Origin of the sequence: Helcobacillus massiliensis (assembly GCF_014191425.1) — a bacterium.
GTDB classification, from domain to species: Bacteria; Actinomycetota; Actinomycetes; order Actinomycetales; family Dermabacteraceae; genus Helcobacillus; species Helcobacillus massiliensis.
In genome coordinates this window covers 712,036-738,407 of the sequence record NZ_JACHWP010000001.1, presented here as the reverse complement: position 1 = coordinate 738,407, position 26,372 = coordinate 712,036, and the positions used below count along the sequence as shown (strand labels likewise).

Here is a 26,372-nt window from a genome sequence, read left to right as displayed (position 1 = left end):
CCCATGAGCAGTCAAGCAGACCGCGACTGGGCCTACGGTATCCGCCTCGCCGTCGAGGAGATGAAGACCGGAATCAAGCCGATCCCCTGGTTCGAGCGGAACGCGGCCGCGCCGGTGGATCCTCTCGCATCAGTCGGTGAGGAGTCGCAGGACGCCGGCTGCTGGGAGCCGGCATGACCGCGATCCCGGCCCCCGACCCGTGGCTCCGGCGGATCCGTGTGGGCTGGGCGGAGCCGCTCCCCACGCCGTGCCCGTGCGGGGCGACGCGGGCGATGCTCGGCTGGCGGACATGCGCGTGCGGGTCCGGGCCGACGATCGGTGGGCAGTGGACGCGGGTATGACCCCGGCCGCTGCGATGCGGGCATGAACTGGATTCGGACGCTGCTAGGGCTCCCGCCGCGCACCGGCTGGTGCATGATGTGCAGCGACCACCCTGCCGCCCCGCGGAGCCCGATCTGCGAGTCCGACGAGTGCGCGGCCGAACTCCGCGACAGTTTGGCGTACTGACCATCCCGAGACCCCCACCCGGGACCGATGCGCACATACCGCGAGGTCAGGCTAGGATCCGCACATGGCTAAGCGACTCGAATGGATGGATGAGCTCCGCGGGCTGGCGATCATCCTCGTCATCGTCCACCACGTGCTCACGGTCCCCGCCGTCCTCGGCGGTGCGTCCCCAGCGTGGCAGCCCGTCATGGACTTCCTGCTCCCGTTCCGGATGCCTGTGATGCTCGCACTCTCGGGCCTGCTTCTCCCACGGTCTGTGGCGAAACCCCTGCGCGACTTCTACGCCGGGAAGGTTCAGCGGATCCTCTGGCCGTACGTGCTGTGGATGGTGATCAGCTGCATCGTCTTGCTGTCGCCCGCGACGTTGGTCTCTATCTGGGCCTGGGCCGGTGGGGCGTGGCACCTCTGGTTCCTGGCTGTCCTTCTCGCCTGCTACCTGGTCGCACCGATGACCCGCTGGATCCCCGCATGGGTGTGGCCGATCCCCATGGTGATCCTGGCGCAGTTCCCGGACACGAACGCGGTAGTTCGAGTGCTCTGGTTCGGCTCGTTCTTCTTTGCCGGCGCGGCCCTCGCGCGGTGGCTGGACCGATGGCAGGGCGTCCGCGCCTGGGCCCCCTGTCTGCTCGCCGTAGCTGCCGTTGCGGCGGCCGTCTGGATGAAAGGATCGGATGAGTCGATCGCCGGCTTCCTCGTCTCACTCGCGGGGATCCTCGCTGCCGTGTGGATCGCTCCGCGTGCGCCCCGGTCTCGGGGCCTGCAGTTCATCGGTGAGCGGTCCATCGTTTTCTACCTCGCCCACTTCCCTGCGATCGGTGTCGCGTACCTGCTGATCGGAGACGTGACGTGGTGGGTCCTGGGCCCGCTGCTGCTCGTGGTCGGGATCGGCGTCCCGCTGGCGCTGACGCGGCTGTCGGAGTCGTTCCTGTTCAGGTTGCCGGTCCCGAAGCGTGAGGGCGTGCGCGCCGGCCGGGCATGACGAATCGCCCGTTACCTTGTGAGCACCCCGATGGACGGGGTCTGGTCGCTCGGCCGGGTATGGCTTTGTTGCCCTGCCATTGATGGTCCGGGGGGTGTTGCCGCCCGGTCGAGAGACACGCGTTGACCGCTGATAGGGACACGGCCCAGCTCTGTCTGAGGTCTCTTCGTAACGTGGGTGCCGGCATCGGGTGTCGAGACTGCGGCCAGCAGTGATGCGGAGGACAGCGTCATGAACACAGGGTTCGCGGTCGTGATCGGCCTGGACGTCGGGAAGACAGCTCACCACGCGTGCGCACTCGACCCGGAGGGGAACAAGCTGTTCGACAAGCCCCTCCCGCAGGACGAGACCAAACTTCGCGAGCTGTTCACCCAGCTGCAGAACCACGGCGAAGTTCTGCTGGTCGTCGATCAGCCGAACACCATCGGAGCGTTGCCGATCGCGGTGGCCCGGGATACCGGCTGCACAGTCGCCTACCTTCCCGGATTGGCGATGCGGAAGGCCGCGGATCTGTATCCGGGCAGGTCAAAGACTGATGCGCGGGATGCTTTCATCATCGCCGACACGGCCCGCACCATGCCTCACACCCTCCGGCAGGTCGATCGTGACAGCGAGGTCCTCTCCGCGCTGAAGGTTCTGGCCGGGTTCGATGAGGACCTCGCTCACGAGACCACAAGGGCGCTGAACCGGATCCGGTCCCTGCTCACCCAGATCCACCCCGCGCTCGAGCGCGTCTTCGCAGGCGGGAAGCTTTCCACTGGGCTCGTGCTGGACCTGCTGGAGAAGTTTGGCGGACCCACCGGCCTCCGAAGTGCCGGCCGAGGGAAGGTGCTGCGGTTCGCCCGCGCGCATTCACGTCGCGACCCCGAGACGCTGGTCGAGCAGATCTTCACAGCCCTTAGCGAGCAGACCGTCATCGTGCCCGCCACCGCAGCGGTTGAGCTGGTGATCCCCCGAGTCGCTGGCCAGGTTAAAGAGCTGAAAGAACAGCGCGCGACCGTGGCCCACGAAGTGGAGGGCATGCTGGAGGACTTCCCTCTCGCCTCGGTCTTGATGAGCATGCCGGGGATCGGCATCAAGACCGCCGCCCAGATCCTCCTCGCGATCGGTGATGGCTCCGCGTTTGAGTCCGCCAGCCACCTCGCGGCCTATGCCGGGATCGCGCCGGTCACCCGCAGATCAGGCACCTCGATCCGCGGAGAGTTCCCCGCCCGGTCAGGGAACAAACGCCTGAAGAACGCCCTGTTCTACTCCGCCTGGGTCGCCTCCAACCACGACCCCATCTCCAAGGCCTACTACGATCGCAAACGCGCCGAAGGCAAACGGCACAACGCCGCCGTGATCTGCCTAGCCCGCCGCCGCTGCAACGTCATCTACGCCATGCTCCGCGACGGCACCTACTACCAGCCACCGACAACCGCCCCTACCCCCGAGCCGACCGCTCTCGCGGCTTGACTCGAAACATAGGGACACCCCCCCACCCCGGGGCCCGGAGGCTCAGGGGGCGCCTCGAGTCAGGAGGGGCGGGAGTCGAGGGAAGCCAGCGGCCCGGACCATCGACGAGCCCGTGGGTCCAGTCCCGGTCCACCTCGACGCCATTCGAAAGAGGCGAACATGAGGTACAGCGCACGCCCCCCAAGCTCGCTTCCGGTCCGCGCAGAACCTCATCGCTGGACTATCGATCGCAACCCTCGGGATCGCAGTCTGCTTCGGCGACATCGACCTGGGGCTTTGTCGTGACCCGCTCGGTCGTGCTGGGGTCCGTCATCGGTTCCGCTGGCCTGCTCAACGCGGTTGCCGCATTGCTCTCAATGCGCAGCAGCAAGCATCCCAGCGCCCCTGCTCCGCAATGATCGAAAGCAGTTGAGCGTGGTGGTACCGGATACGCACCCGTATCTGCGCCCGCGCCTTCTTCCGCATCCACACCACCACATTCGAACACAGGGTTGATCGAACACGCCTTGCCCCACTAGATTGGACGCACGTTCGAATTCGGGGAAGGGGTGGACTGCAGTGAGCATCGCGTTCGATGACCGGCTTGCCCGCGCGCAGGCCGTCCTCAGCACGGCCGAAGCGCGCGTCAGCGGTCTCACCGGCGGCATCCGTCGGCCCGTGGAGACCGGTTCCCTGCCCGTCCCCAGTGCCCTGGCCTCAGTGCTCGCCGGCCTGCGGCCCGGCAGCAGCGTCGCCGTCACCGGCAGCACATCGCTCCTGCTCGCCCTCGCCGGCGCCGCCATGGGGGAGGAGTCCTGGTGCGCCGTCATCGGCATGCCGCACCTCGGCCTCGGCGCTGTCGCCGACCTCGGTGTGGATCCCGCCCGTCTCGCCCTGCTGCCCGACCCGGGTGCCAGCATCTCCCAGCTCGTCTCCGCCATGATCGACGGGGTCGACGTCGTCGTCATCGGCAGCGCCGTCTCCGACCAGCTGTGGCGCGCCGCGATCTCCCGCGCCCGCGCACAGGACACTCTGCTGCTCGCGGCGGACCCGCCCGGCCGTGCCGACCTGCGGATCAGCGCCGACCATGTGCGCTGGCGCGGCCTGCGCCGCGGCTCCGGGCGGCTTCGTCACCACGACGTCGCCGTTGCCGTCACCAACCGTGGCCTCCCCTCGGGCCGTGTCGACATCACTCTGCCCAGCGTCAGCGGCGCCATGGTCGTATCGCCGCTGACCACCGCAGCGTCTGCGCCTGCTTCCTCCGCGCCGTCGCGGTCGAAGCGCCCGGCCCTGTCGATCGTGCGGTCCGCCTGATGTCCGCACCCGCCTCCAGCACCGCGGCCACCCCCACGACCGCGACCCGCACCGTCTGCGTCCAGGTGCCCGACTGGCCGCTGCTCACTGCCCTCGAAGCGCAGCGGGACCACACCCTGCAGACAGACCGCGCAGCAGCTCTCCTGGCGGTGATGGACCACCATCGGGTCCTCACCGCGTCCGCGAGCGCCCGCGCTCTCGGGGTCCATGCGGGGATGAAGAAGCGGTCCGCGCAGGCCACCTGCCCGAACCTCGTTCTCGTGGACCGCAGCGAGGATGCCGAAGCGGCCCTGTTCGAAACCGTGGCGGCTGCTGTGGACACCGTCGCCGCCGGGGTCGAGGCGCTGCGACCCGGGGCGCTGCTGATGCCGGCACGGGGACCCGCCCGGCACGCCGGCAGTGAAGAGGAGCTCGCCGAAGCGCTGATCAACGCGGTTGCGGACCTCACCGGGTTCGAATGCACCGTCGGCATCGCCGATGGACCACTCGCGGCGATCCTCGCCGCCCGCACCGGCCGGATCGTGCGCCCCGGTGAAGCCGCCCGTTACCTCGCGCCGCACCCCATCGCGACGCTGCTGGAGGCGCCGATCGGGCACAGCTCCCGCTTCCTCACCACCGATGTGTCCCTCCCGGAGACGGTTGACCTGCTGCAGCGCCTCGGCATGCACACCCTCGGCGACTTCGCCGCCCTGCCGGTGCGCTCGGTCACCGACCGGTTCGGTCCTGCCGTGGCACTGCTGCACCTGCTGGCCAACGGGCAGGAACCGACAGCGCCTGTGCACATTCGGCTCGACCAGCCGATCCAGGTGGACAGAGTGCTGGACCCGCCGCTGGAACGAGTGGACCAGGCGGCGTTCGTGGCCAAGCCCATGGCGGAGGAGCTGCAGGAGCAGCTGCGCCGGCACGGGGCGGTGTGCACGCGCCTGACCGTCATCGCCCGCGCCGACGGCGGGCATGAGACCGCCCGCACCTGGCGGCACGACGGCGCCCTCACCACCGCCGACATCGTGGACCGGGTCCGCTGGCAGTGCGACGGCTGGATCCAGACCGCCCGACTGCGCACCGACATCCGCACCGGCGCCCTCACCCACCTGCAGCTGCTGCCCGAACAGGTGGTGCCCGCCGGGACGCACGCCCCCGCCCTGTGGGGACAGACCGGGCAGAAGGCGCTGCGGGCGCACCGCGCGTTCACTCGCGCCCAGTCGATCGCGGGGGAGCAGGCGGTGCTGATCCCCGCGCCGAACGCGACGGGCCGGCTCCTGCGGGACCTCAGCGCCACCATCCCGTGGAAGAGCGAAGCACCCGCGGTGCCGACGGGTCCCTGGCCCGGCAGGCCCACCGCGCCCCTGCCCGCCACCGTGTTCGCCGAGACCATCCCCGTGCAGCTGACCGACGCTGACGGGGCCGACGTCGTCGTCACCGCCCGCGGCGTCCTCAGCGCCGACCCCACCCACCTCACCAGCGAGCAGGGACTGCCGCCGCACCTGCCGGGGACGGCCCCCGTCGGCCTCACCGGCTTCAGCGCCCCCGAGATCCTCGACCAGGGATGGTGGCGCAGCGCGGACGCTGCCAGTGCTCACCGCGGTGCACGGATGCAGGTGCTGCTGGAGAGCGGTCTCGCGCTCGTGCTGCTGAGCGAACGCGGCACCTGGCGGATCGAGGCGCTGTATGACTAGATGGTTCCTCGGGCCGCCCAGCTGGCGGGACCTCGAAGCGGTGCTGTCGGACCGGTCGGTGCCGGTCGGGCCCCAGATCCACATCGAGCACACCGGTGAGCAGGACAGCACTCCCACCTACGAGCCGGAGCGGGCCGTTCCGTACGCGGAACTGCACGCCCACAGTCACTTCAGCTTCCTCGACGGCGCTTCCAGCCCCGAAGACCTCGTCGCCGAAGCGCACCGGCTCGGACTGGATGCGCTCGCCCTCACCGACCACAACGGGTTCTACGGGGCGATCCGGTTCGCGCAGGCCGCCCGCGAGCACGACCTGCGCACCGTGTACGGCGCAGAGCTCACCCTGCCCGTCGCCGGCTCCCCGCCGAGCGCCGCGTCGGCGCCCCGCACCGGCAGCCACGACCCGCAGGGCGAACACCTGCTGGTGCTGGCCCGCAGTCAGGACGGGTACCGTCGGCTGTCCGCTGCGATGGCCCGCGCCCACCTCGACGGCGCCGACAAAGGCGAACCCCGCTACAACCGCACCGAACTGCAGGACGCGGCCCGGGGCGGGCACTGGCTGATCCTCACCGGCTGCCGCAAAGGCGCCGTTCAGCAAGCCGTGCTGCCGCACCTGGCCACGGGCGATATCGAGCAGGCGGCACTGGCCGCCGCGGAGCAGATCGAACGCCTCGTCGACCAGTACGGGACGGATGCGGTGGTGGTGGAGCTTCCGCTGGAGCACAGCGGCCTCCAGGACGAGTTGCACGACGCCCTCGCCCAAGGGGCCCGCATCGCGAGGGAGTCGACCGGGGCGGACCTGCCGCTGGTCGCCACCGGCAACGTCCACTATGCCGCCCCCACCGACAAGCAGCTCGCCGACGTCCATGCCAGCCTCCGCGCCGGGCAGAGCCTCGAGGACGCCGACCCGCACCTGCCGAGCCGCCTCGCGCACCTGCGCAGCGGCGAAGAGATGGCGCACATCCACCGGCGGTACCCGCAGGCCGTGGCGAACGCCGCCATCATCGGCCGCGACTGCGCCATCGACCTCACCCTCCTCGCCCCCGACCTGCCGCCCTGCGAGGTGCCCGACGGGCACACCGAAGCGACCTGGCTGCGGGAGCTCACCCACCAGATGGCGCAGGAGCGCTACGGACCGCGCGGCAGTGACAACGAACGGGCGTGGACGCAGATCGAGCATGAGCTGCGCGTCATCACCGACCTGCACTTCCCCGGCTACTTCCTCATCGTGGAGGACATCATCCGCTTCTGCCGGGACAACGAGATCCTCGCTCAGGGGCGCGGTTCAGCGGCGAACTCCGCCGTCTGCTACGCGCTCGGCATCACCGCGGTCGACCCCGTCATGCACGGGCTGCTGTTCGAACGGTTCCTCGCACCGGAACGCGACGGCCCACCCGACATCGACATCGACATCGCCTCCGACCGGCGCGAAGAGGTCATCCAGTACGTGTACCGCAAGTACGGGAGGCAGAACGCCGCACAGGTCGCCAACGTCATCACCTACCGGGCGCGGATGGCGGTGCGGGACGCCTCCCGCGCCCTCGGATACGCGCCCGGGCAGCAGGACGCATTCGCGCGACGGATCGAACGCTCCTTCACCTCCCTCGGCACCGCCGACCTGCCCGAGGACGTTCAGCGGATGGCGCGGCGCCTGCGGGACGCCCCACGGCACCTCGGCATCCACTCCGGCGGCATGGTGCTGTGCGACCGCCCCGTCATCGACGTGGTGCCCGTGGAGCGCGCCCGCATGGTCGACCGCACCGTTGTGCAGTGGGACAAGGACGACTGCGCCGACGCCGGCCTGGTGAAGTTCGACCTCCTCGGCCTCGGCATGCTCACCGCACTCGACCACTGCCTGCGCATCCTCTCCCAGTACCACGGCGAGCACTACACCCTCGCAACCCTCCCGCAGGAGGACCCGGCGGTGTACGACATGCTGTGCGCCGGTGACAGCGTCGGCGTGTTCCAAGTGGAGTCACGGGCGCAGATCTCCACCCTGCCGCGGCTGCGGCCCCGCGAATTCTACGACCTCGTGGTGGAGGTGGCGCTCGTGCGTCCCGGCCCCATCCAGGGCGGCAGCGTCCACCCCTACATCCGTCGGCGCATGGGGGAGGAGGAGATCTCCTTCGCCCACCCGCGGCTGGAGAAGTCACTCGGCCGCACACTCGGGGTGCCGCTGTTCCAGGAGCAGCTGATGCAGATGGTGGTCGATGTCGCCGACTTCAGCGCCGCCCAGGCCGACCAGCTGCGCCGCGCCATGGGATCCAAGCGCTCCAGCGCGAAAGTGATGGCGCTGCGCGCCGCCATGTTCGACGGCATGGCGAACAACGGCATCGACGGCGAAGCAGCGGAGATGATCTACCGCAAGATCCTCGCGTTCGCGAACTACGGCTTCCCCGAGTCCCACGCCTATTCCTTCGCGTACCTCGTGTACGCCAGCGCGTTCCTCAAAGCGCACTTCCCGGCGGCGTTCACCGCCGCACTGCTGCGATCCCAGCCGATGGGGTTCTACTCCCCGCAGTCCCTCGTCGCGGATGCGCGCCGCCACGGCGTCGTCACCCTCGGCGCCGACCTCCACGCCAGCGACGCCCTCACCACCCTTGAGCTCACCGACGACCACCGCCCCTACCGCTTCGCACCGGGGGAGCAGGTGCAGGGAGAGCGAGCCGCCGCGGGCCCCGCGATCCGACTCGGCCTGTCCAGTGTCCGCGGCATCTCCACCGCCGTGGCGGAGAGGATCGTGGACGAGCGCGCCTGGGGAGGGAGGTTCGCCTCCGTCATCGACCTCGCCCGGCGGGTGCGGCTCAGCCTCGCCCAACTCGAAGCCCTCGCCACCGCCGGTGCGCTGGATGAGATCGCCGGGTCCCGACGGGCCGCCCTGTGGGCCGCCGGCATCGCCGCCCACGAGAGCCCCGGCACCATCCCCGGAGTGCACATCGGCGCTGACGCCCCAATGCTTCCCGGCATGAGCGACGCCGAACTGATGGCAGCCGACACCTGGGCCACCGGCATCTCCCCAGCTGAGCACCCCGTCGCGCTGCTGCGGGACGCACTGGAGGCCGACGGAGTCCACCCCATCGCCCGGCTCCGCGACCACGACCACGGGACGCGCCTGCGCACCGCGGGGATCATCACCCATCGTCAGCGGCCCGCCACCGCCAGCGGCGCCACATTCCTCAGCCTCGAAGACGAAACGGGCATCCTCAACGTCATCTGCTCACGAGGGTTCTGGGGCCGTCACCGGGCCGTGCTGCGCACCTGTCCAGCCGTCGTCATCCGCGGCCGGCTGGAGAAGAGCGACGAAGGGGTGATCAGCGTCCTTGCCGATGACGTCGCCGCTATGCCGCTCGGCGCCCGCTCCACCTCCCGCAACTTCTGCTGAGGGAGGGGAACGGGCGCCGAGGATACAGCGGTGAAGCGGTCAGACCGTCATGCGGCAGCGTGTGCCCGTCGGCGGGGGAGCGGGTCCACCGTGACCGTGCGCTTCGACCGCGCCGCCACCAGCGTGACCGCAACCGACACCAGCCCCATCAGCAGCAGAGTCGCCAGGGTGCTGGACATCGACACCACCGACCCGCCGAGCGCCGCATGCAGCAGGCCCTGCGTGGCCACTGTCAGCGGCATCAGACCCGCCGCCGACTGCAGCAGCTGCGGAGCGGTCTCCAGCGGCAGAATGCCCACCAGTGCAACCACCTGCAGCACCAGCAGCACCACCGACGCGACCCTGCCCACCGAGGTGCCGAACACCGTCAGCATCATCTGGTGGATCGCGGCGAACACCACCGCCGCCAGCAGCGACAGCGCCACCACTCCGAGCACGCTGGCGGCGTTCACACCGATCACCAGCAGCGTCAGCAGCACCAGCACCGCCTGCGCGGCGCCCATCACCACGGCGGGCACCAGCGACAGCAGCGCCACCTGCCACATCGGACGCGCCTCATCCAGGCGACGCTTCGACAGCGCCGGCCACACCACGAAGATGCCGAACGCACCGATCCACAGTGCCAGAGCAGTCACGAACGGGAAGGCACCCGTCGCACCGCCGTTCACCGCATTCTGCCGCAGCGAATCCACTGAGATGGGCTGCGTCGAGGCAGCAGCCAGATCCTTCTGCTCCTGCTTCGAGTACGTCGGAATCTGGTCCGCGCCGTCCTGCAGACCCTTCTGCAGGTCACCGCTGCCGTCAGCGAGCTTCCCGGTGCCGTCATCGATCTGCTCAGCACCGTCAGCGAGCTGCTGCCCGCCCTTCGACAGCTCCCCGGAGTTCTTCGACAGCTGCTGACCGCCGCGGTCCAGCTCGCCCATACCGGTGGCCAGATCCGAGGCGCCCTTCGCGGCGCTGCCGGAGCCGTCGGCGAGCTGATCGGCGCCCTCCGCAAGCTGTGAGGAGCCCTCCGACACGCCGCGGGCACCCGCAGCGAGACCGTCGGCGCCCTCGGTGATCTGACCGGTGCCGGCGGACAGCTTCTCGGCGCCGGTGGACAGGTCACCGGTGCCCTTGGCGAGCTTCCCGGCTCCGTCGGAGAGGCCGGACGCACCGGTGGCGAGATCCGCGGCGCCCTTCTGGGAGGCGGAGACACCGTCGGCGACTCCGCGGGAGCCCACCGCCAGCTGGTGCACGCCGTCACCGAGCTCCGTGACGTGCGTGTTCAGATCCCGGAAGCCCTTCTCAATGGCGGGAGCGTGGTCGGCGAGAGCCCGGGTGCCGTCGGCGACCTGCTGCGCGCCGTCCACCAGGCCCGGCTTCTCGGACGTCCCGGTGAGGGCGCCGTCGATCTGCTGGATGCCGTCGGTGACCTGCTGGGAGCCGTCGATCAGACCGCCCTTGCCGCCGTCGCCGTTGAGGCCCTGGTCCATGCCCTGCGCGTACTTCAGCGAGGCCGAAACCTGCTGGCAGTACTCGGGGGAGGCACCGGAGTCGGCGCAGGTGGCCTCCATCTGCTGCAGCATCGGCAGCAGGCCCGGGTCCTGCGCACTGCCGGAGCCGTTGAGGGCACCGTTCATGTCCTTGAGGCCGCCGGTGACCGAGTCGGAGCCCTGGGCGAGCTTCCCGGTGCTCTGCTGCAGCTTCGAGACGCCGCCGGCGAAGGCTTCGGCTCCGTCGGCCGTGGCGGTGGCGCCCTCCACGAAGCCGGGCTGGCCGTCCTTGCCCTTCATCATGTCGGCGCCTCGCTGGACGCCCTGGACAAGCCCGTCCTCACCGTTGACGGCGGCGTCCAGCTTCTCCGCGCCGGTCGCGACTGAATCGGATCCGTCCACGAGGTCCTCCATACCGGTGGAGAGGTCGGATGCACCGGTGGAGAGGTCACCGGCGCCCTTGGCGAGCCCGGAGGCGCCCTTGTCGAGGTCGCCGGCACCGGCGGCGAGGGCGTCGACGCCCTTGCCGTAGGTGCGGACACCGTCGGCGTACCGGTCAGCGCCCGCGGCGAGGTCCGCTGACCCCTTCGCGAGGTCACCGGTGCCGTCGGCGAGGCCGCTCATACCCTTGGACAGCTCACCGACACCGGTGGAGAGGTCCCCCGCGCCGCCGGCGGCATCACTGACACCGCCGGCGAGCTTGTCCACGCCCTTGGTGTACTGGTCGACGCCCTCGGAGTACTCGCGAGCGCCCTTCGCGTTCTTCTTCGTCCCCTCGGCAAGGTCGCCGGCGCCGTCGGAGAGCTCGCCGGCGCCGTCGGCGGCGTCCTGCATGCCCTTCTGGGCCGAGTTGAAGCCGACGTACAGCTGGGAGAGGTACTGCTCGGCGAGCTGGTTGTTCATGGAGGAGGTCGCCACCTGTGCGATCGCCTGGCCCACGAGGGAGTCGAGCATGCCGGAGGCATCGTTGGTGATCACGGTGACGGGGGAGCGGACCGCGTCCTTCGACCCCATCGTGCCGAGCTTCTTCGAGAAGTCCTTCGGAATGATGACCACGGCGGAGTACTTGCCGCTGTCCAGGCCCTCACGGGCGTCCTCCTCGGTGGTGAGCTGCCAGTCGAAGCCGGCGGTGTCGGGGGAGTCGGACCCCTCAACGGTCTCGGGGTGGGTGAGGGCGCCCGTCAGGAGGCGCCCGAAGGGCACGAACTGCTTCTTCCCGTCGGGCTGGGTGAGTTCGGTGCCCTCGTCGAGGTTGACGACGGCGGCAGGCACCTTGTCGATGGCGTCAGCGCGGTCCTTCAGGGCCCAGAGGCCGGCGCCGGCGATCAGCAGCGGCAGGAGCAGGACAACGAGGATGGTTCGAAGGCGGCGGCTCATGCGAGCACCTCAGCATTCTCATCGGTTGGGCGGGTTCTCAGATCGGCCAGGTCGAGGATGCGGACGTCCGCGAGATCGTCGATCTGGTCGAGCAGGGCTGCGGGGTCGGTGTCCGCCGCGATGACGGCGGCACTTCCCTGACGGGTGCGGGACAGGAGCGCATCGACGCCTCCGTCGGCCTCCACGAGGGCGGCGAGGCTGGGCAGAACCACCGCGGTGGCGGTCGGGTCGGAGGGCCGGTGGCGGGTGAGGGCGCCGACGGGGTCCTCACCGGTGAGCAGCACGTTCTGCTGCGCGGCACCGGTCTCCAGCGGGATGATGCGGTTGCCGATCACCACGTGCCCGGATTCGGGCAGGAGGCGCCCCGCGCTCAGCAGGGTGAAGGTGTCGCGTTCGTCGGCGGTGGGGGCGGTGACCAGCATGATCTCCCCGGAGCGGACGTGCTCGCTGATCGGGCCGAGGGTGCCGGTTCCGCTGAGCAGGGGAGCGGTCACCTCATTGAGGCGGATCACGGCTCGGCCGTGTTCGCGGGTCCATGCCTGGTGCTCCAGGACGGTGGCGAGGCCCTCGCCCTCCACGTCCATGTTCGGCAGGAGCCGGTCCAGCCAAGCGGGCAGGTGCCAGGCGCGCTCGCCGATGAGGGCGAGGACCGCGGGGACGAGGGTCATGCGGACGATGAAGGCATCCACGAACACGCCGGCGGCGAGGGCCAGGGCGATGGGCTGCACTTCGAAGGTGGACTCGGGCACGAACGCCGCGAAGATGAACAGCATGATCAGGGCGGCGGCGATGACCACGGGTGCGCTGTGGGTGAAGCCGCGGGTGATCGCACCCTTCGCGTCACGCGTGTGGGTGAAGTCCTCGCGCATTCGGGATACGAGGAACACTTCGTAGTCCATGGCGAGTCCGAACAGCACGCCCATCACGATGATCGGCATGAAGGAGATGACGGGCCCGGTGGCGGCGATGTTCAGCATGTCAGCGCCCCAGCCGTACTCGAACACCATCGCGGAGACGCCGAACGCGACGCCGATGGACAGAAGGAATCCGAGGGCCGCTTTGATCGGGACCCAGATGGAGCGGAACACGATCGCCAACAGCACGAGTGACAGTCCCACTACGAAGATGCCGAAGGGGATCAGAGCGGCGGACAGGCGGGCGGTGATGTCGGTCGCGGCGGCCGTTGACCCGGTGACCGTGACCTGGGAGATGTTCAGATCCTTCTCCCAGCCGGCGGCGTGGTCCCGCAGGTCCTCTACGAGCTTCGCGGTGGAGGGGTGGGAGCTGCCGTGCTCGGGGATGAGGACCACCACGCCCATGTCGGCGCCGCGGTTCGGGGTGGCGAGCTGGACGGTTCTGACACCGTCGAGCTTCGTCGCGCGCGCGGCGAGTTCGTCGACCACGCCGACGGGGTCGGTGGAGTTGACGATGTCCGCGGTGACGAGGATCTGCGCGGTGTAGCCCTCGCCGAACTCCTCGACCACGACGTCGTTGCCGACCCGGGAGGCGGAGCCGACGGGCTCCGTGCCCTGATCGGGCAGGGCGAGGCGCAGGTCCTTCGCGGGGATGATGAGTGCAGCGGTTGCTGCGAGCACCACGATGAGAGTGAGGGCCGGCACACGGGTGATGAGGCGGACCCACTTCTCCCGCAGGGGTGTGCGGGCGGGCTTCGCGGCGTGCGAGCCTGAGCGATGGTCGGGGCCGTCGGCCTGCTGCGCGGTGCGGGACGAGCGGGCGGACTTCGGCCGCAGCCGTTCACCGAGCAGCGCGAGGATCGCCGGCAGGAGAGTCAGTGCGACGGCGACGTTCGCCGCCACAGCGATGGCGGAGACGACGCCCATGATGGTGAGGAACGGGATGCCCGTGATGAACAGACCGATCAGGGCGATGACCACCGTCATACCTGCGAACACCACGGCGCTGCCGCTGGTGGCGGTGGCGCGGCCGATGGACTCGTCCACGGCCATGCCGTCCCGCAGCTGGTCGATGTGGCGGGACACGATGAACAGGGAGTAGTCGATGCCGACTGCCAGGCCGATCATGACGGCGAGGGTAGGCGCGGTGGAGGACACGGTCAGGATGCTGGTGCCGGCGAACATGAGGAGCATCGCGATGCCCACGCCGACCAGTGCGGTGACGATCGGGATGAACGCGGCCACGAGGGAGCGGAACGAAACCGCAAGGATGATGAGTGCTGCGAGGACGCCGAGCGCTTCGGTGATGGAGATCGGGACCGACGGGTCCTTCAGCATCCATCCGGACGGGATGACTTCGAGGCCGTTGCCGGTGTGCTCCGATGCCAGCTTCTGGATCTTCTCGATGCTGTTGGGGTCGTAGGAGCCGAGCCCGCCGTCCATCTGGACGCTGCCCATGAGGGCGGTGCCGTCCTCACTGGTGACGCCCTTGGTGTGTTCGCCGTAGGGGTCGGGAGCGGCGACGACGTCCTTGTAGGTGGAGATCTCCTTCATCACTGCGGTGATCTCGTCGCGGTGGGAGTCGATGGGGGAGCCGTCCGTGGTGCGGAAGACCATTTCGCCGGAGGTTCCGGACATCTCCGGGAAGCGGGTCTCGAGGTTGTCCAGGCCCTGCTGAGCCTCGGTGCCGGGGATGGCGAATTCGTCGCTCAGGCGGTCGCCGAAGGCGCCGGCGAGGGCACCCAGCAGAACGATGATGCCGAGCCAGGCGAGGATGATGCGCTTGGGGGTGTGTGAGGCGCGCAGTCCGAGGCGGTAGAGGGATGAGGACACAGAACACCTTCCGTTCAATACAGAACTGTATCGGGCTCGATACTATGATGCATCGAGACCTGTTTCAATGATGGGAAGAAGTGACGTGAGCCAAGTGCGCGAAGCGGTCCAGGACCCGACCAGTGCCGTGCGTTCGAAGGAGAACACCCGATCGAAGCTGGTGGAGTCCAGTGTTCAGGTGTTCATCGACTTCGGTGTGGACGGTGCCACCGTCGACGCCCTCACCAGCGTCGCCGGTTTCACGCGCGGCGCCTTCTACTCGAGCTTCCGCTCCAAGGTCGACGTCTTCATCGAAGCGTTTGAGCTCGTGACCGACCGCGTGATCGCCGACCTCGCCGGCCACCTGGCGAAGCCGGATCTGCACGAGAACCCGTCGGCCGGCTACCTCCCCGTCCTCAAAGCGCTCCGGCCGAACGCCATCCCGTGGTACCTGCTGCACTCCGAAGCGGTGAGCTATGCGCTGCGGGATCCGTCCTTCGCCCGCCATGTCACAGTGCAGCGCCGACGGCTGCGCACCGCTGTGGCGGACGCCTTCCGCGCCGCGGAGGCCAGGGGAGAGGCGCGCCTCACCCTCGATCCCACACTGCTGGCGGAGACCCTGCTGGGCGTGTTCATGAACCTCATGCTCAGTGAACAGCTCGACGGCGCCAGCGATGTGGAGACCACCAACCGGGTCATCGAAGCCATCCTCGACACCTTTGTGGATCCGCTCTGAACCGCAGGCTGGCGCTATGAGCAGAACCGTTGTCTATGCTGATCGCGGCAACTCCCACTTCGACATCCTCGTGGCCGTGCAGGCCGTGGTGGTGATCCTCTCGGGTATCGGGGCCGCCAAGGGCGTCCTGATCGGACCGGTCATCACCGACGCCGCATTCTTCCTCTTCCCGATCGCCTACATCATGGGCGACATCATCACCGAGATGTACGGGCCCGCTGCGGCGCGCCGCGCGATCCTCACCAGCTTCGTGCTGAACGTGCTCGCGGTGCTGGTGTACCAGGTGATCATCGCCCTGCCCGGCTTCACCGACGACTACGGCATCGAGAAGCAGCACGGCCTGGAGGTCGCTCTCGGTCCGGTGTGGATCATCGTGGTGGCGTCCCTGGCGGGCTTCCTCGCCGGACAGACCGTCAATTCACTGGTGGTGGCGCGCATGAAGGCGCGCATGGGGGAGAAGGGCCTGATGGCGCGCCTGTTCTCAGCGTCGGGCCTCGGCGAACTGGTGGACACCATCATCTTCTGCACGATCGCCGCCACCGCGATCGGCATCACAACGCTCGGCGACTGGGCGAACTACACCGCGTTCGGATTCCTCTACAAGGTGCTCGTGCAGTACGCCGCCGTCCCGGCCACCGCCGCCGTGATCCGCTGGATGAAGCGGACCGATCCGAGCTATCAGGCACGCATGCGCGCCGCCGACAGCTCCATCCATGCCTATATCCGCACCGAAGGAGAAGCCCCATGACCCGCCTGCTGATGATCGTCGATGTGCAGAACGACTTCTGCGAAGGAGGGGCGCTCGGCATTGAGGGCGGCCACACGGTCGCCGAGCACATCGACCGCTATGCGCGCGCCCACGCCGACGACTACGACGCCATCGTCCTCACCCAGGACTTCCATCAGCCGGGCAGCGACAACGGCGGACACTTCGCTGATGAGCCCGATTTCCAGGACACGTGGCCGGTGCACTGCGTCGCCGGCACGAGCGGCGGCGAGCTGCATCCTCTGATCGCGGCCCTGTCGGACGACCTGGAGGTGATCCGCGTGCGCAAGGGCTACGGCATGCCGGCGTACAGCGGCATGGAGGGCGTGATCGGCGATCCGTCCTCCGGCGGGCCGACGGAGTCGTTCGCCGAGTGGGTCGCGGAACATGAGGACGTGCAGGCCGATGTCACCGGTCTGGCGCTGGACTTCTGCGTGCAGGCCACGGCACGTGACCTGGTGGCTGCTGGTGCACGTGTGCGGGTTCTGACGGATCTGAGTGCTGCGGTGCATCCGGCGGCATCGGCGGAGCTGCTCGAGGATCTGGAGCGCCATGGGATCCTGACCGGTACGAGTGATCAGAACACACCCTCTGCATAACGCCGATAATGTACGTTATGTAAAGTGAGAGTGGGGAGCGGGTGCTCCCGCGCAGGACCGCTGGAACCTGATCGGGCCCAGCCCCTCCCTCGTCTCAGGCCGGAGCGCCCTCGCACTGCCCGCAGGTGGGCACACGCCCGGCCTCGGTGCACTGCTCACAGCGCAGGTACTGCTTCCGGCACGCGAGGTTCGCACAGTTGACGAACACCGGCGTGCGCTCACCGCATCCCACACAGGACCCGAGCGATTCGGCGCCCTGGCCGAACTCGATGTGCATGCGCTTGTCGAACACGTACAGCGACCCGTCCCACAGGCCGTCGTTGCCGTACTTCTCGCCGTAGCGGACGATCCCGCCGTCCATCTGGTACACGTCGGTGAAGCCGCGGTTCTTCATCAGCACGCTCAGCACCTCACAGCGGATGCCGCCCGTGCAGTAGGTGACGACCGGCCGGTTCTTCAGATCGTCGTACTTGCCGGATTCGATTTCGTCGATGAAGTCGCGAGTGGTGTCCGTGTTCGGGATCACAGCTCCGCGCATCCGGCCGATCTCCGCCTCCATTGCGTTGCGGCCGTCGAAGAACACCACCTCCTCTCCCCTGGCCTCCACCAGCTCGTGCAGCTGCTCGGGCTTGAGGTGAACCCCGCCGCCCTGGACTCCGTCGGCGGTGACCTTCACTTCCTCGGGCACGGTGAAGGTGACCAGCTCGGGGCGCACCTTCACGCTGAGGCGCGGGAAGTCGTCGCCGAGCCCGTCGGACCACTTGATGTCGGCGTCCTTGAAGGGGGCGTATTCGCGGGTGGTGCGCACGTAGCGCTTCACATCGTCGAGGTCTCCCCCGACGGTCGCGTTGATGCCGTCCTCGGAGATGATGATCCGTCCGCGCAGATTGTTCGCCTCACACAGGGTGCGCTGCCAGAGCCGGATCGCCTCCGGATCGGGCAGCGGGGTGAACTTGTAGAACAGGAGGATCTTCGGGATGGCCATGGCGCTGATCCTACCGGCGGAACCTACCCGTCGGTGACCGGGAAGCGCCCGTCCTTGACTGCTTGGGTGAACGCCTCGAAGTCCTGCTCGATGACGTCGGCGTAGTCCACGGCCCACTGGGAAACGGCCTTGTCGAACTTCTTGGCTTCGTACAGGTAGCCGGCGATGGCGGTGCCGTCGGGCGACTGGGCGTGCGCGCGGGCGAGCTGGCGGGCGCACAGCGCGGCATAGGCGCGCACCTCCCCCGGTTCGGCGCTGGTGAGGTTGAAGCTGCCCTTCATGTCGCGGAACTGCCGCCAGTAGAAGTTGCGGCCGTCGGGGTCCACGGTGCGGCCGAGGAACGGGTCGGAGGTGGACTGCAGCACACGCTGCGATTCGGTGACGCGGTAGGCGTGGCGGGAGGCGTGCTCCGCTCCCTTCGGGGTCACGCCGGTGAGGCCGCCGTGGGACTCCAGCACGGAGGTGAGCGCCTCCTTCACCTGCAGCACCAGCGGCTCCCCCTGCGGCCCCTGCAGCAGCACCACGGAGCAGTGCGTGCCGACGCTCGACACACCGACCACGCGGCGCGCCACATCGACCAGGCGGTACTGGCTGAGCAGCAGGGCGCGGTCCGACAGCAGCGTCTCAAGGTATTCGTTGAGGCGGTAGCGGATGCGCTCGCGCCGCCCCTCGGGGTACGGGATGAGCAGCGGCGGCTGCAGCGCGAGCCGGAGGCGGCCGCGTTCGTCCTCTTCGGCGATCTTGCCGAGTACCTGCTCACTGGTTCGGCGGCGCGCCTTCGTCAGCGCCTTGGAGAACGTGCGGTACCCGGTGGCGAGCAGGTCGGGGGCGCCGACGGAGGCGAAGTACCGGTCGGTCGCGTCCATGTAGAACAGAGCCAGCAGCATGTCGCGGTAGGCACGGGAGATGTCCCGCAGCTCCTGAGGGATGTCGGACTTCTTCATGCCCTGTTCGCGCAGTTCGAGGACATAACTGGTGAGCAGGCGCTTCAGGTCCCACTCCCAGGGGCCGATGCCGGCTTCGTCGAAGTCGTTGAGGTCGAAGATGAGGCGGCGCTCCGGGGAGGCGAATAGGCCGAAGTTACCGAGGTGAGCGTCGCCGTCGATGATGGTGCGGATGCCGGAATCGGCGCCGTAGCGCAGGTCCGCGCACATCATGTCCGCGGTGCCGCGGTAGTAGGCGTAGGCGCTCTGCCGCATGCGGTTCACCCGCACACCGATGAGGTCCTCGATGCGGGTGCGGTGGGTGCGTTCGATGACCGTGAGCGGGTCGCGGTTCTCCTTGATCACCAGTTCGGCGTGGTCGCCCAGGGGGTGGACGGCGCGGATCTCCCGGCCGGCGTCGAAGGAGTCCTGGGCGCTGCCGCCGGGCGGCAGGAACTGGCGAATGCTCATGAGGCCATTATCACCGGTGCCCGGGGCCGGGAATAGCGGGCGCGCCGAGGACGTTGGATCGGACACGACCGGCGCCACCAGCAGGTGGCGAATCCGAGACCCCGCCCCTGCGGGCGCTGAGCCCACGAACGGAGGAGCCATGCTCGATCCCACCACGCTCTTCTCGTATGAGCGCGATGTCGACGCCCGCACCGTCGACGCGCCCACCATGCTCGTCACCCTCGGTTCCTACACCGATTCCGGGCATGTGCAGGCCACGATCGATGAACACATCCTGTCCTCGTTCGAGCACCGCCTCATCGGCACGGTCGACGCCGACCAGGTCATCGACTACACCGCGGTGCGCCCGGGCATCACCCTGGACGCCGACCGCCTCACCGGCTACGAAGCGCCCCGCATCGAACTGCATGAGGTGTCGATGCCGTCGAAGCCGCGGTTCCTGCTGCTGCGCGGCCCCGAACCGAACTACCAGTGGGAGCGGACCGCGCATGCGATCCGCATCGTCACCGAGCAGCTCGGCGTGACCCGCACCGTGCTGGTCTCCGGCTTCCCGACCGCCACCCCGCATACGCGCCCGACGCCCGTCACCACGTTCGCGCCCCGCCCGGAGGACCTGACGATCTCCAACCCGATGCCGGGGCCCGTCGGCCTGCGCTCCGCGTTCCCGCTCGTACTGGCGATGCGACTGGCGGAAGCCGATCACGCCGTCGTCGGCCTGGCCGCGCACATCCCCTCCTACGCCCACGAGGTCGAGTACTTCCCCGCGGTGCTGACGCTGCTGTCCGCGGTGGAGACAGCCGGCGGCCCCGCGATCGAGCCCTCCGCCCAGCTGGAGGAGAAGGCCGACGGGGTCCGCCGTCAGATGGATGCCGCACTGGAGTCCAATGAGCAGCTGCAGACCATGATCGGCGAGTTCGAGGCGAACTACGCCCGGCTCGACGGCTTCCTGCAGCAGATCCCCACCTCCGGCGACCGTATTCCGGGGGCCGAGGAGCTCAGCGAGGACGTGGAGGAGTTCCTGCGCCGGATGAGCGAGGACGAGGACAACGGCCCGACCGGCGGTGGGCAGGACACCGGCCACTCCCCCGCCTGATCACGGCTCCCGCCCACCCGACGGTTGGTATCCTGACACCGTGTTTGTTGTGAGTCTGTATTCCCTCAAGGGCGGCGTCGGCAAGACGTCTGTGACCCTCGGCCTGGCATCTGCGGCGCTGCATCGCGGGGTGAACGCTCTGGTCGTGGATCTCGACCCCCAGGCTGACACCACCCTCGGACTCCTCGGCGAGCCCGGCGGCGAACCCGACATCGCCGAGGTGATCGCCTCCGCACGCACCGAAACGATCGACCGCTCCGTCATCCAGACTCCGTGGGCCCGCTCCGGTGCCCGCAGCCACCTCGACATCATCCCCGGGTCGCACCGCTCCTCCCGGCTGGACTCCCCCGCCCTGGACCGGCGGGCGCTGCGCCGACTGCGCGACGCCCTCGACAAGCGCACCCAGCAGTACGACATCGTGCTCGTGGACTGCCCACCGTCGCTGAACGGGCTGACGCAGATGGCGCTGTCCGCATCGGACCGCAGCATTGTGGTCGCCGAGCCCGGCTTCTTCGCTGTGTCCGCCGCTGACCGCGCATTGAAGCTCGGTGACGAGCTGAAGGCGCAGGGCGCCGCTCAACGACTGCAGCCGCTGGGCGTGCTGGTGAACCGGTACCGTCCACGCAGCGTGGAGCACCAGTTCCGCGTGCAGGAGCTGAAGGACCTGTTCGGCGATCAGGTGATCGACCCGATCCTCGAAGAGCGCATCGGTCTGCAGCAGGCGCAGGGCGGCGCTGTTCCGCTGCACGCCTATGAGGGCGCCTCGGCGCAGCAGCTGACGGAGGACTTCGACGCGCTGCTCGGCACGATTCTGGACTCGCGCCAGCACTCCTGACCAGCGCCACTCCCCCCACTCACGAAACGAGAAGACCCCCGCACCTGGAGGAAGCGGGGGTCTTCTGCTGTGCGCGGCCGCTCGCGGGCGACCGCTGACGATCAGGATGCGCGGCGTGCGCGGCGGGCGGCGAGCTCGTCGCGCAGGAGGGCGCCGGCGTCGTCCGCCGGGTCGATGCTGGGCAGGATCGCGAGGTCGTTCTCCACTTCGCGGGCCACCCGGCCCACGGCGATGCCGAACACGCCCTGGCCGCCCTGCACGAGGTCGAACACGTCCTGGGCGCTGGTGCATTCGTAGACGGAGGCGCCATCGCTCATCAGGGTGATCTGGGCGAGGTCATCAGCGCCGCGTTCGCGCAGCGCGTTGATGGCGACACGGATCTGCTGGAGGGACACGCCGGTGTCCAGGAGGCGCTTCACGACCTTGAGCACGAGGATGTCGCGGAAGCCGTACAGGCGCTGTGAACCGGAGCCGGTGGCGGAGCGGACCGACGGCTCCACCAGGCCGGTGCGCGCCCAATAGTCGAGCTGGCGGTAGGTGATGCCGGCGGCCTTGCAGGCGGCGGGGCCGCGGTAGCCGAGCTCACCGGGGGTGTCGACGAGATCATCGAACAGGACGCCCTGCTCAGCAGCCGGGATGGTGCTCTGAGCCGACCGCGGATTCTTCTGATTGTTCATGGTGCCTCCAGGTGGTGCCGCCCGTCGGGGAAGGTGGCCGGCACAGGCCTCAGCCTACCGACTCCGGGCCCGTTTTGGGAATCACGCAGCGCCGACGTGTCGCGTTCAGTGTGAGCGGTTCAGTGCGCTGGTCAGAAGAGCGGTGTGCAGGGAGGTCAGCGACGCCGACATACTGGCTCGCGCATCCTCGGCCTCGCCTTCGGCCACGGAGTCATCGCGGTGCGAGGAGGGGGTGAGCACCGACTGGATGAGATGGGCCTGACGCTGTGCGGAGGAGCGCACCAGCGAGAGGTGGCGCGGCTGCAGGCCGTGCTCGGCCAGGTCGCGGCAGGCGGTCACCGCGTCGAGGTCCTGCTGGTCGTAGACGGGCGCATCCTTCACCAGAAACCCGTACTCCTCCATCTCCGTGACGAAGGCGGCCGACACTCGGGCCTCTCGGGCGAGCTCGCGTCGGCTGAGCCGGACCGCGGGGCGTCGCTCTCCCTCGCTGAGGGCGCGCACACTGAGGCTGCGCACGGGCGAGCCGTCACGGTCCAATTCGTCGAGGTGCTCCTTGATGACCTTGAGCGGCCAGAAGAGGTCGCGCTGAGCGCGCAGCACCAGGAGAATGCGATCGACGTCGGCTGCGGAGTACTTCCGGTAGCCGGATGCGGTGCGCACCGGCTCGATAAGGCCCTCCGCTTCGAGGAAGTGGAGTTTGGAGTGCGTCAGGTCGGGGAACTCCTCGCGCAGCTGCGCGCGGACCTGCCCGATGCTGAGGAGCGCTGAGGCGCGGTGCTTGTGGGCGGCGCTCACGAGACGATCTGGTGGAAGGTCATTCGGTACTTGCCGATCTGCACTTCCTGGCCGTTGACCAGGGTCGCCTCGTCGACGCGCTCGCGCTCCACGTAGGTGCCGTTGAGTGAGCCCATGTCGCGCACGACGAACTGGCCGCCGTGACGGAGGAATGCGACGTGCCGCCGGGACACGGTGACGTCGTCGAGGAAGATGTCGCAGGAGGGGTGGCGGCCGGCCACGGTCTTCTCCGCGTCCAGCAGGAAGCGGGCACCCAGGTTCGGGCCCTTGCGCACGATCAGCAGAGCGGAGTCCGCCGGCAGTGCGTCAACGGCGGAGCGCTCCTTCGGGCTGAGCCCGCGCTCCTGCTCATCGGGGAAGTCGACATCCGCCAACGGGGACAGAGCAGTGGTCTGCGTCGACGGGTCCAGTGCATCGAACGTGTCAGACATGTTCTCTCCTTCTGTCGGCCAAGCGGGCGGATCCACGCCCGGGAGGTTCCATCTTGTCATGCCGAGGCCTGCAAAGGCGCTTACAGTGGCCGATTTTAGGGAGACTTTGCCCTGATCGGCCTCGATCGGGGCATTCTGTCCTCCCATCGGGCCCAGAACGCACTGCCGGCCGACGGGTGCTGAGCGTCACGTCAGCTCAATTCGCCCCGGGCCAGGGGCTTCGCTATAGTTGACGAAGGTTCGACCACGGGCTGTGGCGCAGTTTGGTAGCGCACACGACTGGGGGTCGTGGGGTCGCAGGTTCAAATCCTGTCAGCCCGACCGTGGATGCAGAGGCGGCCAGGAGTTTTCCTGGCCGCCTCTGCTGTTTCACCCCGATAGAATCGGGAAATCGGATAGTCCTGCTAAGGAAGGCCACAATCTATGTGCGGAATCGCTGGAAGCTTCGGCTTCGGTGCCTCAACCGGCGACATCGTCGCCCGAATGAACGATGCGCAGCGCCATCGCGGACCTGACGGCGAGGGCACCTTCACCGGCGGATCGATCGGCCTGGCGCATCGCCGCCTGTCGGTGATCGATCACGAAGGCGGCGCCCAGCCCTTCTACAGCGAGGACCGGCGCTACGCCATGGCGTACAACGGCGAGGTCTACAACTTCACCGAACTGCGCGAGGAGCTCACCGCCCTCGGCCACACTTTCACCACCGCGAGCGACACCGAAGTCGTGCTGCACTCCTACATGCAGTGGGGCACCGAGGCGTTCGACCGCTTCAACGGCATGTTCGCCATCGCCATCGCGGATACGCAGACCGACACCCTGGTCATCGCTCGTGACCACTTCGGCATCAAGCCGGTCTACTACTGGTTCGATGAGCAGAGCGGCCGCCTCCTGTTCGGCTCCGAGATCAAGTCGATCCTCGCCGCTGAGCAGTTCACGCCCCAGCCGAACGACCGCGCCGTCTACCGCTACCTGAAGTTCCGAGTGCAGGACGAAGGCGATGAGACCTTCTTCCAGGACATCCGCCGCGTCCGCTCCGGTGAGGTCGTCACCATCACCGAGGGCGGGCTCAGTGCCGAGAAGTACACCACCCTCGAAGAGGACCTGAAGGAGCTGGCGAAGACTCCCGGCACCCCCTACTCCGAGAAGGTCCGGGACGAGTACGGTGAGCGCCTGCGCGAGTCGATCCGCATGCGCCTGCAGGCGGACGTCTCCGTCGGCACGTCCCTGTCCGGCGGCCTCGACTCCTCCGCCGTGGCGGCCGTCATCGCCGAGCACCTCAAGCAGGGCGGTGACGACGACGTGTACGACTCCGTCGGCTCCCGCCAGAACACCTTCAGTGCCGTGTTCCCGAAGTCGAACAACGATGAGGAGGCCTACGTGGACTCCCTCCTCAACCGGTACGACGGCCAGATCGCCGCGCACAAGATCCACCCGGACGCCAGCAGCTTCCTCACCGACCTCGAGGACTTCGTGCGCACCCAGGAGGAGCCGATCATCTCCACCGGCCCGTACGCCCAGTACGTGGTGATGCGGGAGGCGACCAAGCACGTCACCGTGCTGCTGGACGGCCAGGGCGCGGACGAGATGATGGCCGGCTACAACCCGTACTACTACGTGTACTGGCGACAGCTGAAGGCCCGCAAGCAGTTCTTCGCCCTCGCCAAGGAGATGTTCCGCTCCCGCGACATCGCCCGCAAACTGCTGATGGCGAAGATGCGTCTGCGCAACACCACCAGCATGGAGCCGCTGCTCAACAGCGAGTTCGCTGAGCGCTTCCGCAACGAGAAGGTCTCCTCCGTCTCGGACAACCTGAAGATGCGCCTCATCGAGGACACGTTCCACAACTCGCTGCCGTCGCTGCTGCGCTACGAGGACAAGAACACAATGCGCTTCAGCCTCGAGGGCCGCGTCCCGTTCGTGGACAAGGAGCTCATGCGCTACCTGTTCACCCTCAGCGAGGACGCGATCCTCTCCGACGGCTGGAACAAGCGCATCCTGCGCGAGTCCATGGACCCGGTGCTGCCGGACATGATCTCCAAGCGCCGCAACAAGATCGGCTTCACCACCCCGGAGCAGGAGTGGTTCGTCCGCATCAAGAACTCCCTGTACGCGATCTTCAAGTCGGACTCGTTCGCCTCCCGCCCCTACTTCGATGCTCCGACCGTCATCGCCCTGTTCGAGGACTACATCAAGCATCCGAAGAACCACGGGACTCTGCTGTTCTGGCGCATTCTGAACGTGGAGCTGTGGATGCGCCAGTTCATCGACCCCGCGAACGGCGTCGCCGAGAAGAAGGCGGAGAAGGTCATCGAGCACAAGAGCCCGTTCGTTGCGAACCCGGGCAAGGAGCTGGACATCCGCTCCAGTCACGATCAGAAGACCTACCGCCGCTACCCGATCCAGACCGGTCTGGTGGACCGCGACACCCGCATCGAGGACTTCACCGAACAGTACCTCGCGGACTTCGCCCAGCAGGCGAAGCCGGAGGACCTTCCCGCCGGCAAGGACTGGTATCTGTTCATCAGCGAGAAGATCATCGCGATCTCCCAGGGCCGCTCCTACTTCACCTGGGAGATCAAGCCGTCCATCGGCGCAAACGTGCTCAGCCGATTCGTGACCCGCACCCCCGCCGGCATCGGCCTGGGCAGCCCGTTCACGATGGAGCTGGCGATCCGTGAAGCCGGCCTGCCGCGCATCGCCGGTGCTGCGCTCGCCGGAGCAGTCGGCAAGCTGGTGGGCCGCAAGGGCCTGTTCTACGACCTCGCCGGCGCGAACGTCCGCGCGATCGACGGCCCCACCGAGTACTCCGCGTACCCGTCCAACGTATCCGCAAAGCTGCCGCCGAAGGACCCGGACGCGGTGGCCCGCCGCCTCAGCGCCATGGTGCGGGGCCTCGATCTGCCCGCGGATGTGCTCGCCGGATTCCAGGGCACTGTCGTGATGGACGCCAACGACCTCGGCCGCAACGTGCTCGGCTCGGACGTGTCCGACACCGAAGCGGCCCTCGGTGCGATGTTCGCGGACAACCCGCTGGGCCAGGGGCGTCAGCAGACGCCGCTGGCGATCGTGATCCGTCAGGACTGACGACCACGCCTCCCCCGCCCTGACCGGGGAAGCCGACGGGGCCCGGAGCGGGCGGCATATGCCGACTGCCCGGGCCCTTCGTCACGCTCCGATAACGGGGCTAGCGGTTC

General features: G+C 68.5%; 19 protein-coding genes and 1 tRNA gene. 13 read left to right on the top strand and 7 right to left on the bottom strand.

Annotated features, from left to right (window positions below; genetic code table 11):
* Positions 1-3: 3 nt before the first annotated feature.
* The 6 genes from FHX50_RS03355 to FHX50_RS03330 all read left to right on the top strand — a co-directional run bounded on the left by FHX50_RS03355 (position 4) and on the right by FHX50_RS03330 (position 9,289).
* Positions 4-177, top strand: a complete 174-nt coding sequence (locus FHX50_RS03355; RefSeq protein ID WP_183374424.1) for a hypothetical protein — start codon at positions 4-6, stop codon at positions 175-177.
* Positions 178-571: 394 nt separating this feature from the next.
* Positions 572-1,486, top strand: coding sequence for an acyltransferase family protein (locus tag FHX50_RS03350; RefSeq protein ID WP_183374422.1), 915 nt, complete (start codon positions 572-574; stop codon positions 1,484-1,486).
* Positions 1,487-1,717: 231 nt separating this feature from the next.
* The gene (locus FHX50_RS03345) at positions 1,718-2,941 is read left to right on the top strand and encodes an IS110 family RNA-guided transposase (RefSeq protein WP_183375244.1); all 1,224 of its coding nucleotides are present in this window, start codon (positions 1,718-1,720) and stop codon (positions 2,939-2,941) included.
* A 558-nt stretch (positions 2,942-3,499) separates the two neighbouring features.
* Positions 3,500-4,234, top strand: coding sequence for a hypothetical protein (locus FHX50_RS03340; protein WP_183374420.1), 735 nt, complete (start codon positions 3,500-3,502; stop codon positions 4,232-4,234).
* Positions 4,234-5,910 carry a DNA polymerase Y family protein gene (locus FHX50_RS03335; protein WP_183374418.1) on the top strand — a complete coding sequence of 559 codons (1,677 nt, stop codon included), beginning with the start codon at positions 4,234-4,236 and terminating at the stop codon, positions 5,908-5,910. Before FHX50_RS03340 ends, FHX50_RS03335 begins: the two co-directional genes overlap by 1 nt.
* A complete protein-coding gene (locus tag FHX50_RS03330) occupies positions 5,903-9,289 on the top strand; it encodes an error-prone DNA polymerase (RefSeq protein ID WP_183374415.1) in 3,387 nt (1,128 codons plus the stop codon). Before FHX50_RS03335 ends, FHX50_RS03330 begins: the two co-directional genes overlap by 8 nt.
* Positions 9,290-9,336: 47 nt before the next feature.
* Here FHX50_RS03330 and FHX50_RS03325 read toward each other — a convergent pair whose 3' ends face one another.
* Together FHX50_RS03325 and FHX50_RS03320 are read right to left on the bottom strand one after the other, a co-directional pair.
* On the bottom strand, positions 9,337-12,141 hold the full coding sequence (locus FHX50_RS03325) for a YhgE/Pip domain-containing protein (RefSeq protein ID WP_183374413.1): 2,805 nt from the start codon (positions 12,139-12,141) through the stop codon (positions 9,337-9,339).
* Entirely contained in the window at positions 12,138-14,888 is a 2,751-nt protein-coding gene (locus FHX50_RS03320; protein WP_183374411.1) for an MMPL family transporter, read from the bottom strand. The genes FHX50_RS03325 and FHX50_RS03320 overlap by 4 nt, the downstream gene beginning before the upstream one ends.
* A gap of 85 nt (positions 14,889-14,973) precedes the next feature.
* Here FHX50_RS03320 and FHX50_RS03315 point away from each other — a divergent pair, with 85 nt between their 5' ends.
* From FHX50_RS03315 to FHX50_RS03305, 3 genes are read left to right on the top strand one after another with little or no spacing between them, the layout of a single operon-like run.
* A complete protein-coding gene (locus tag FHX50_RS03315; protein ID WP_183374409.1) occupies positions 14,974-15,603 on the top strand; it encodes a TetR/AcrR family transcriptional regulator in 630 nt (209 codons plus the stop codon).
* A 16-nt stretch (positions 15,604-15,619) separates the two neighbouring features.
* Positions 15,620-16,351 carry a queuosine precursor transporter gene (locus FHX50_RS03310; protein ID WP_183374407.1) on the top strand — a complete coding sequence of 244 codons (732 nt, stop codon included), beginning with the start codon at positions 15,620-15,622 and terminating at the stop codon, positions 16,349-16,351.
* Entirely contained in the window at positions 16,348-16,968 is a 621-nt protein-coding gene (locus FHX50_RS03305; protein ID WP_183374405.1) for an isochorismatase family protein, read from the top strand. Before FHX50_RS03310 ends, FHX50_RS03305 begins: the two co-directional genes overlap by 4 nt.
* Positions 16,969-17,062: 94 nt before the next feature.
* On the opposite strand, the gene trhO is transcribed toward FHX50_RS03305, so the two are convergent.
* Together trhO and FHX50_RS03295 are read right to left on the bottom strand one after the other, a co-directional pair.
* The gene (gene trhO / locus FHX50_RS03300) at positions 17,063-17,953 is read right to left on the bottom strand and encodes an oxygen-dependent tRNA uridine(34) hydroxylase TrhO (protein ID WP_183374403.1); all 891 of its coding nucleotides are present in this window, start codon (positions 17,951-17,953) and stop codon (positions 17,063-17,065) included.
* Positions 17,954-17,976: 23 nt separating this feature from the next.
* Positions 17,977-19,347 carry a DUF2252 domain-containing protein gene (locus FHX50_RS03295; RefSeq protein ID WP_183374401.1) on the bottom strand — a complete coding sequence of 457 codons (1,371 nt, stop codon included), beginning with the start codon at positions 19,345-19,347 and terminating at the stop codon, positions 17,977-17,979.
* Between the two features lie 139 nt (positions 19,348-19,486).
* On the opposite strand from FHX50_RS03295, the gene FHX50_RS03290 reads away from it, so the two are divergent.
* Entirely contained in the window at positions 19,487-20,440 is a 954-nt protein-coding gene (locus FHX50_RS03290) for a PAC2 family protein (protein WP_183374399.1), read from the top strand.
* A 40-nt stretch (positions 20,441-20,480) separates the two neighbouring features.
* Positions 20,481-21,275 (top strand): ParA family protein, encoded by a 795-nt coding sequence (locus tag FHX50_RS03285; RefSeq protein WP_183374397.1) that lies wholly within the window; start codon positions 20,481-20,483, stop codon positions 21,273-21,275.
* 101 nt (positions 21,276-21,376) lie between these two features.
* Here FHX50_RS03285 and FHX50_RS03280 read toward each other — a convergent pair whose 3' ends face one another.
* From FHX50_RS03280 to FHX50_RS03270, 3 genes are all read right to left on the bottom strand, one after another.
* The gene (locus tag FHX50_RS03280; protein ID WP_183374395.1) at positions 21,377-21,952 is read right to left on the bottom strand and encodes a MerR family transcriptional regulator; all 576 of its coding nucleotides are present in this window, start codon (positions 21,950-21,952) and stop codon (positions 21,377-21,379) included.
* A 105-nt stretch (positions 21,953-22,057) separates the two neighbouring features.
* Complete coding sequence (gene ftsR, locus FHX50_RS03275; protein WP_183374393.1) at positions 22,058-22,747, bottom strand: transcriptional regulator FtsR; 690 nt, start codon at positions 22,745-22,747, stop codon at positions 22,058-22,060.
* Entirely contained in the window at positions 22,744-23,178 is a 435-nt protein-coding gene (locus FHX50_RS03270) for an FHA domain-containing protein (protein ID WP_183374391.1), read from the bottom strand. Before FHX50_RS03270 ends, ftsR begins: the two co-directional genes overlap by 4 nt.
* A 247-nt stretch (positions 23,179-23,425) precedes the next feature.
* On the opposite strand from FHX50_RS03270, the gene FHX50_RS03265 reads away from it, so the two are divergent.
* Both FHX50_RS03265 and asnB read left to right on the top strand, forming a co-directional pair.
* Positions 23,426-23,499, top strand: a tRNA-Pro gene (locus FHX50_RS03265).
* A gap of 102 nt (positions 23,500-23,601) precedes the next feature.
* Entirely contained in the window at positions 23,602-26,262 is a 2,661-nt protein-coding gene (gene asnB / locus FHX50_RS03260; protein WP_183374389.1) for an asparagine synthase (glutamine-hydrolyzing), read from the top strand.
* Positions 26,263-26,372 lie beyond the last annotated feature (110 nt).

Bases quoted from the DNA above. Each gene is read 5' to 3' on its own strand.
- FHX50_RS03355 (WP_183374424.1), top strand. From the start codon at position 4: ATGAGCAGTCAAGCAGACCGCGACTGGGCCTACGGTATCCGCCTCGCC.
- FHX50_RS03350 (WP_183374422.1), top strand. From the start codon at position 572: ATGGCTAAGCGACTCGAATGGATGGATGAGCTCCGCGGGCTGGCGATC.
- FHX50_RS03345 (WP_183375244.1), top strand. From the start codon at position 1,718: ATGAACACAGGGTTCGCGGTCGTGATCGGCCTGGACGTCGGGAAGACA.
- FHX50_RS03335 (WP_183374418.1), top strand. From the start codon at position 4,234: ATGTCCGCACCCGCCTCCAGCACCGCGGCCACCCCCACGACCGCGACC.
- FHX50_RS03330 (WP_183374415.1), top strand. From the start codon at position 5,903: ATGACTAGATGGTTCCTCGGGCCGCCCAGCTGGCGGGACCTCGAAGCG.
- FHX50_RS03325 (WP_183374413.1), bottom strand. From the start codon at position 12,141: ATGAGCCGCCGCCTTCGAACCATCCTCGTTGTCCTGCTCCTGCCGCTG.
- FHX50_RS03310 (WP_183374407.1), top strand. From the start codon at position 15,620: ATGAGCAGAACCGTTGTCTATGCTGATCGCGGCAACTCCCACTTCGAC.
- FHX50_RS03305 (WP_183374405.1), top strand. From the start codon at position 16,348: ATGACCCGCCTGCTGATGATCGTCGATGTGCAGAACGACTTCTGCGAA.
- trhO (WP_183374403.1), bottom strand. From the start codon at position 17,953: ATGGCCATCCCGAAGATCCTCCTGTTCTACAAGTTCACCCCGCTGCCC.
- FHX50_RS03295 (WP_183374401.1), bottom strand. From the start codon at position 19,347: ATGAGCATTCGCCAGTTCCTGCCGCCCGGCGGCAGCGCCCAGGACTCC.
- FHX50_RS03290 (WP_183374399.1), top strand. From the start codon at position 19,487: ATGCTCGATCCCACCACGCTCTTCTCGTATGAGCGCGATGTCGACGCC.
- FHX50_RS03280 (WP_183374395.1), bottom strand. From the start codon at position 21,952: ATGAACAATCAGAAGAATCCGCGGTCGGCTCAGAGCACCATCCCGGCT.
- FHX50_RS03270 (WP_183374391.1), bottom strand. From the start codon at position 23,178: ATGTCTGACACGTTCGATGCACTGGACCCGTCGACGCAGACCACTGCT.
- asnB (WP_183374389.1), top strand. From the start codon at position 23,602: ATGTGCGGAATCGCTGGAAGCTTCGGCTTCGGTGCCTCAACCGGCGAC.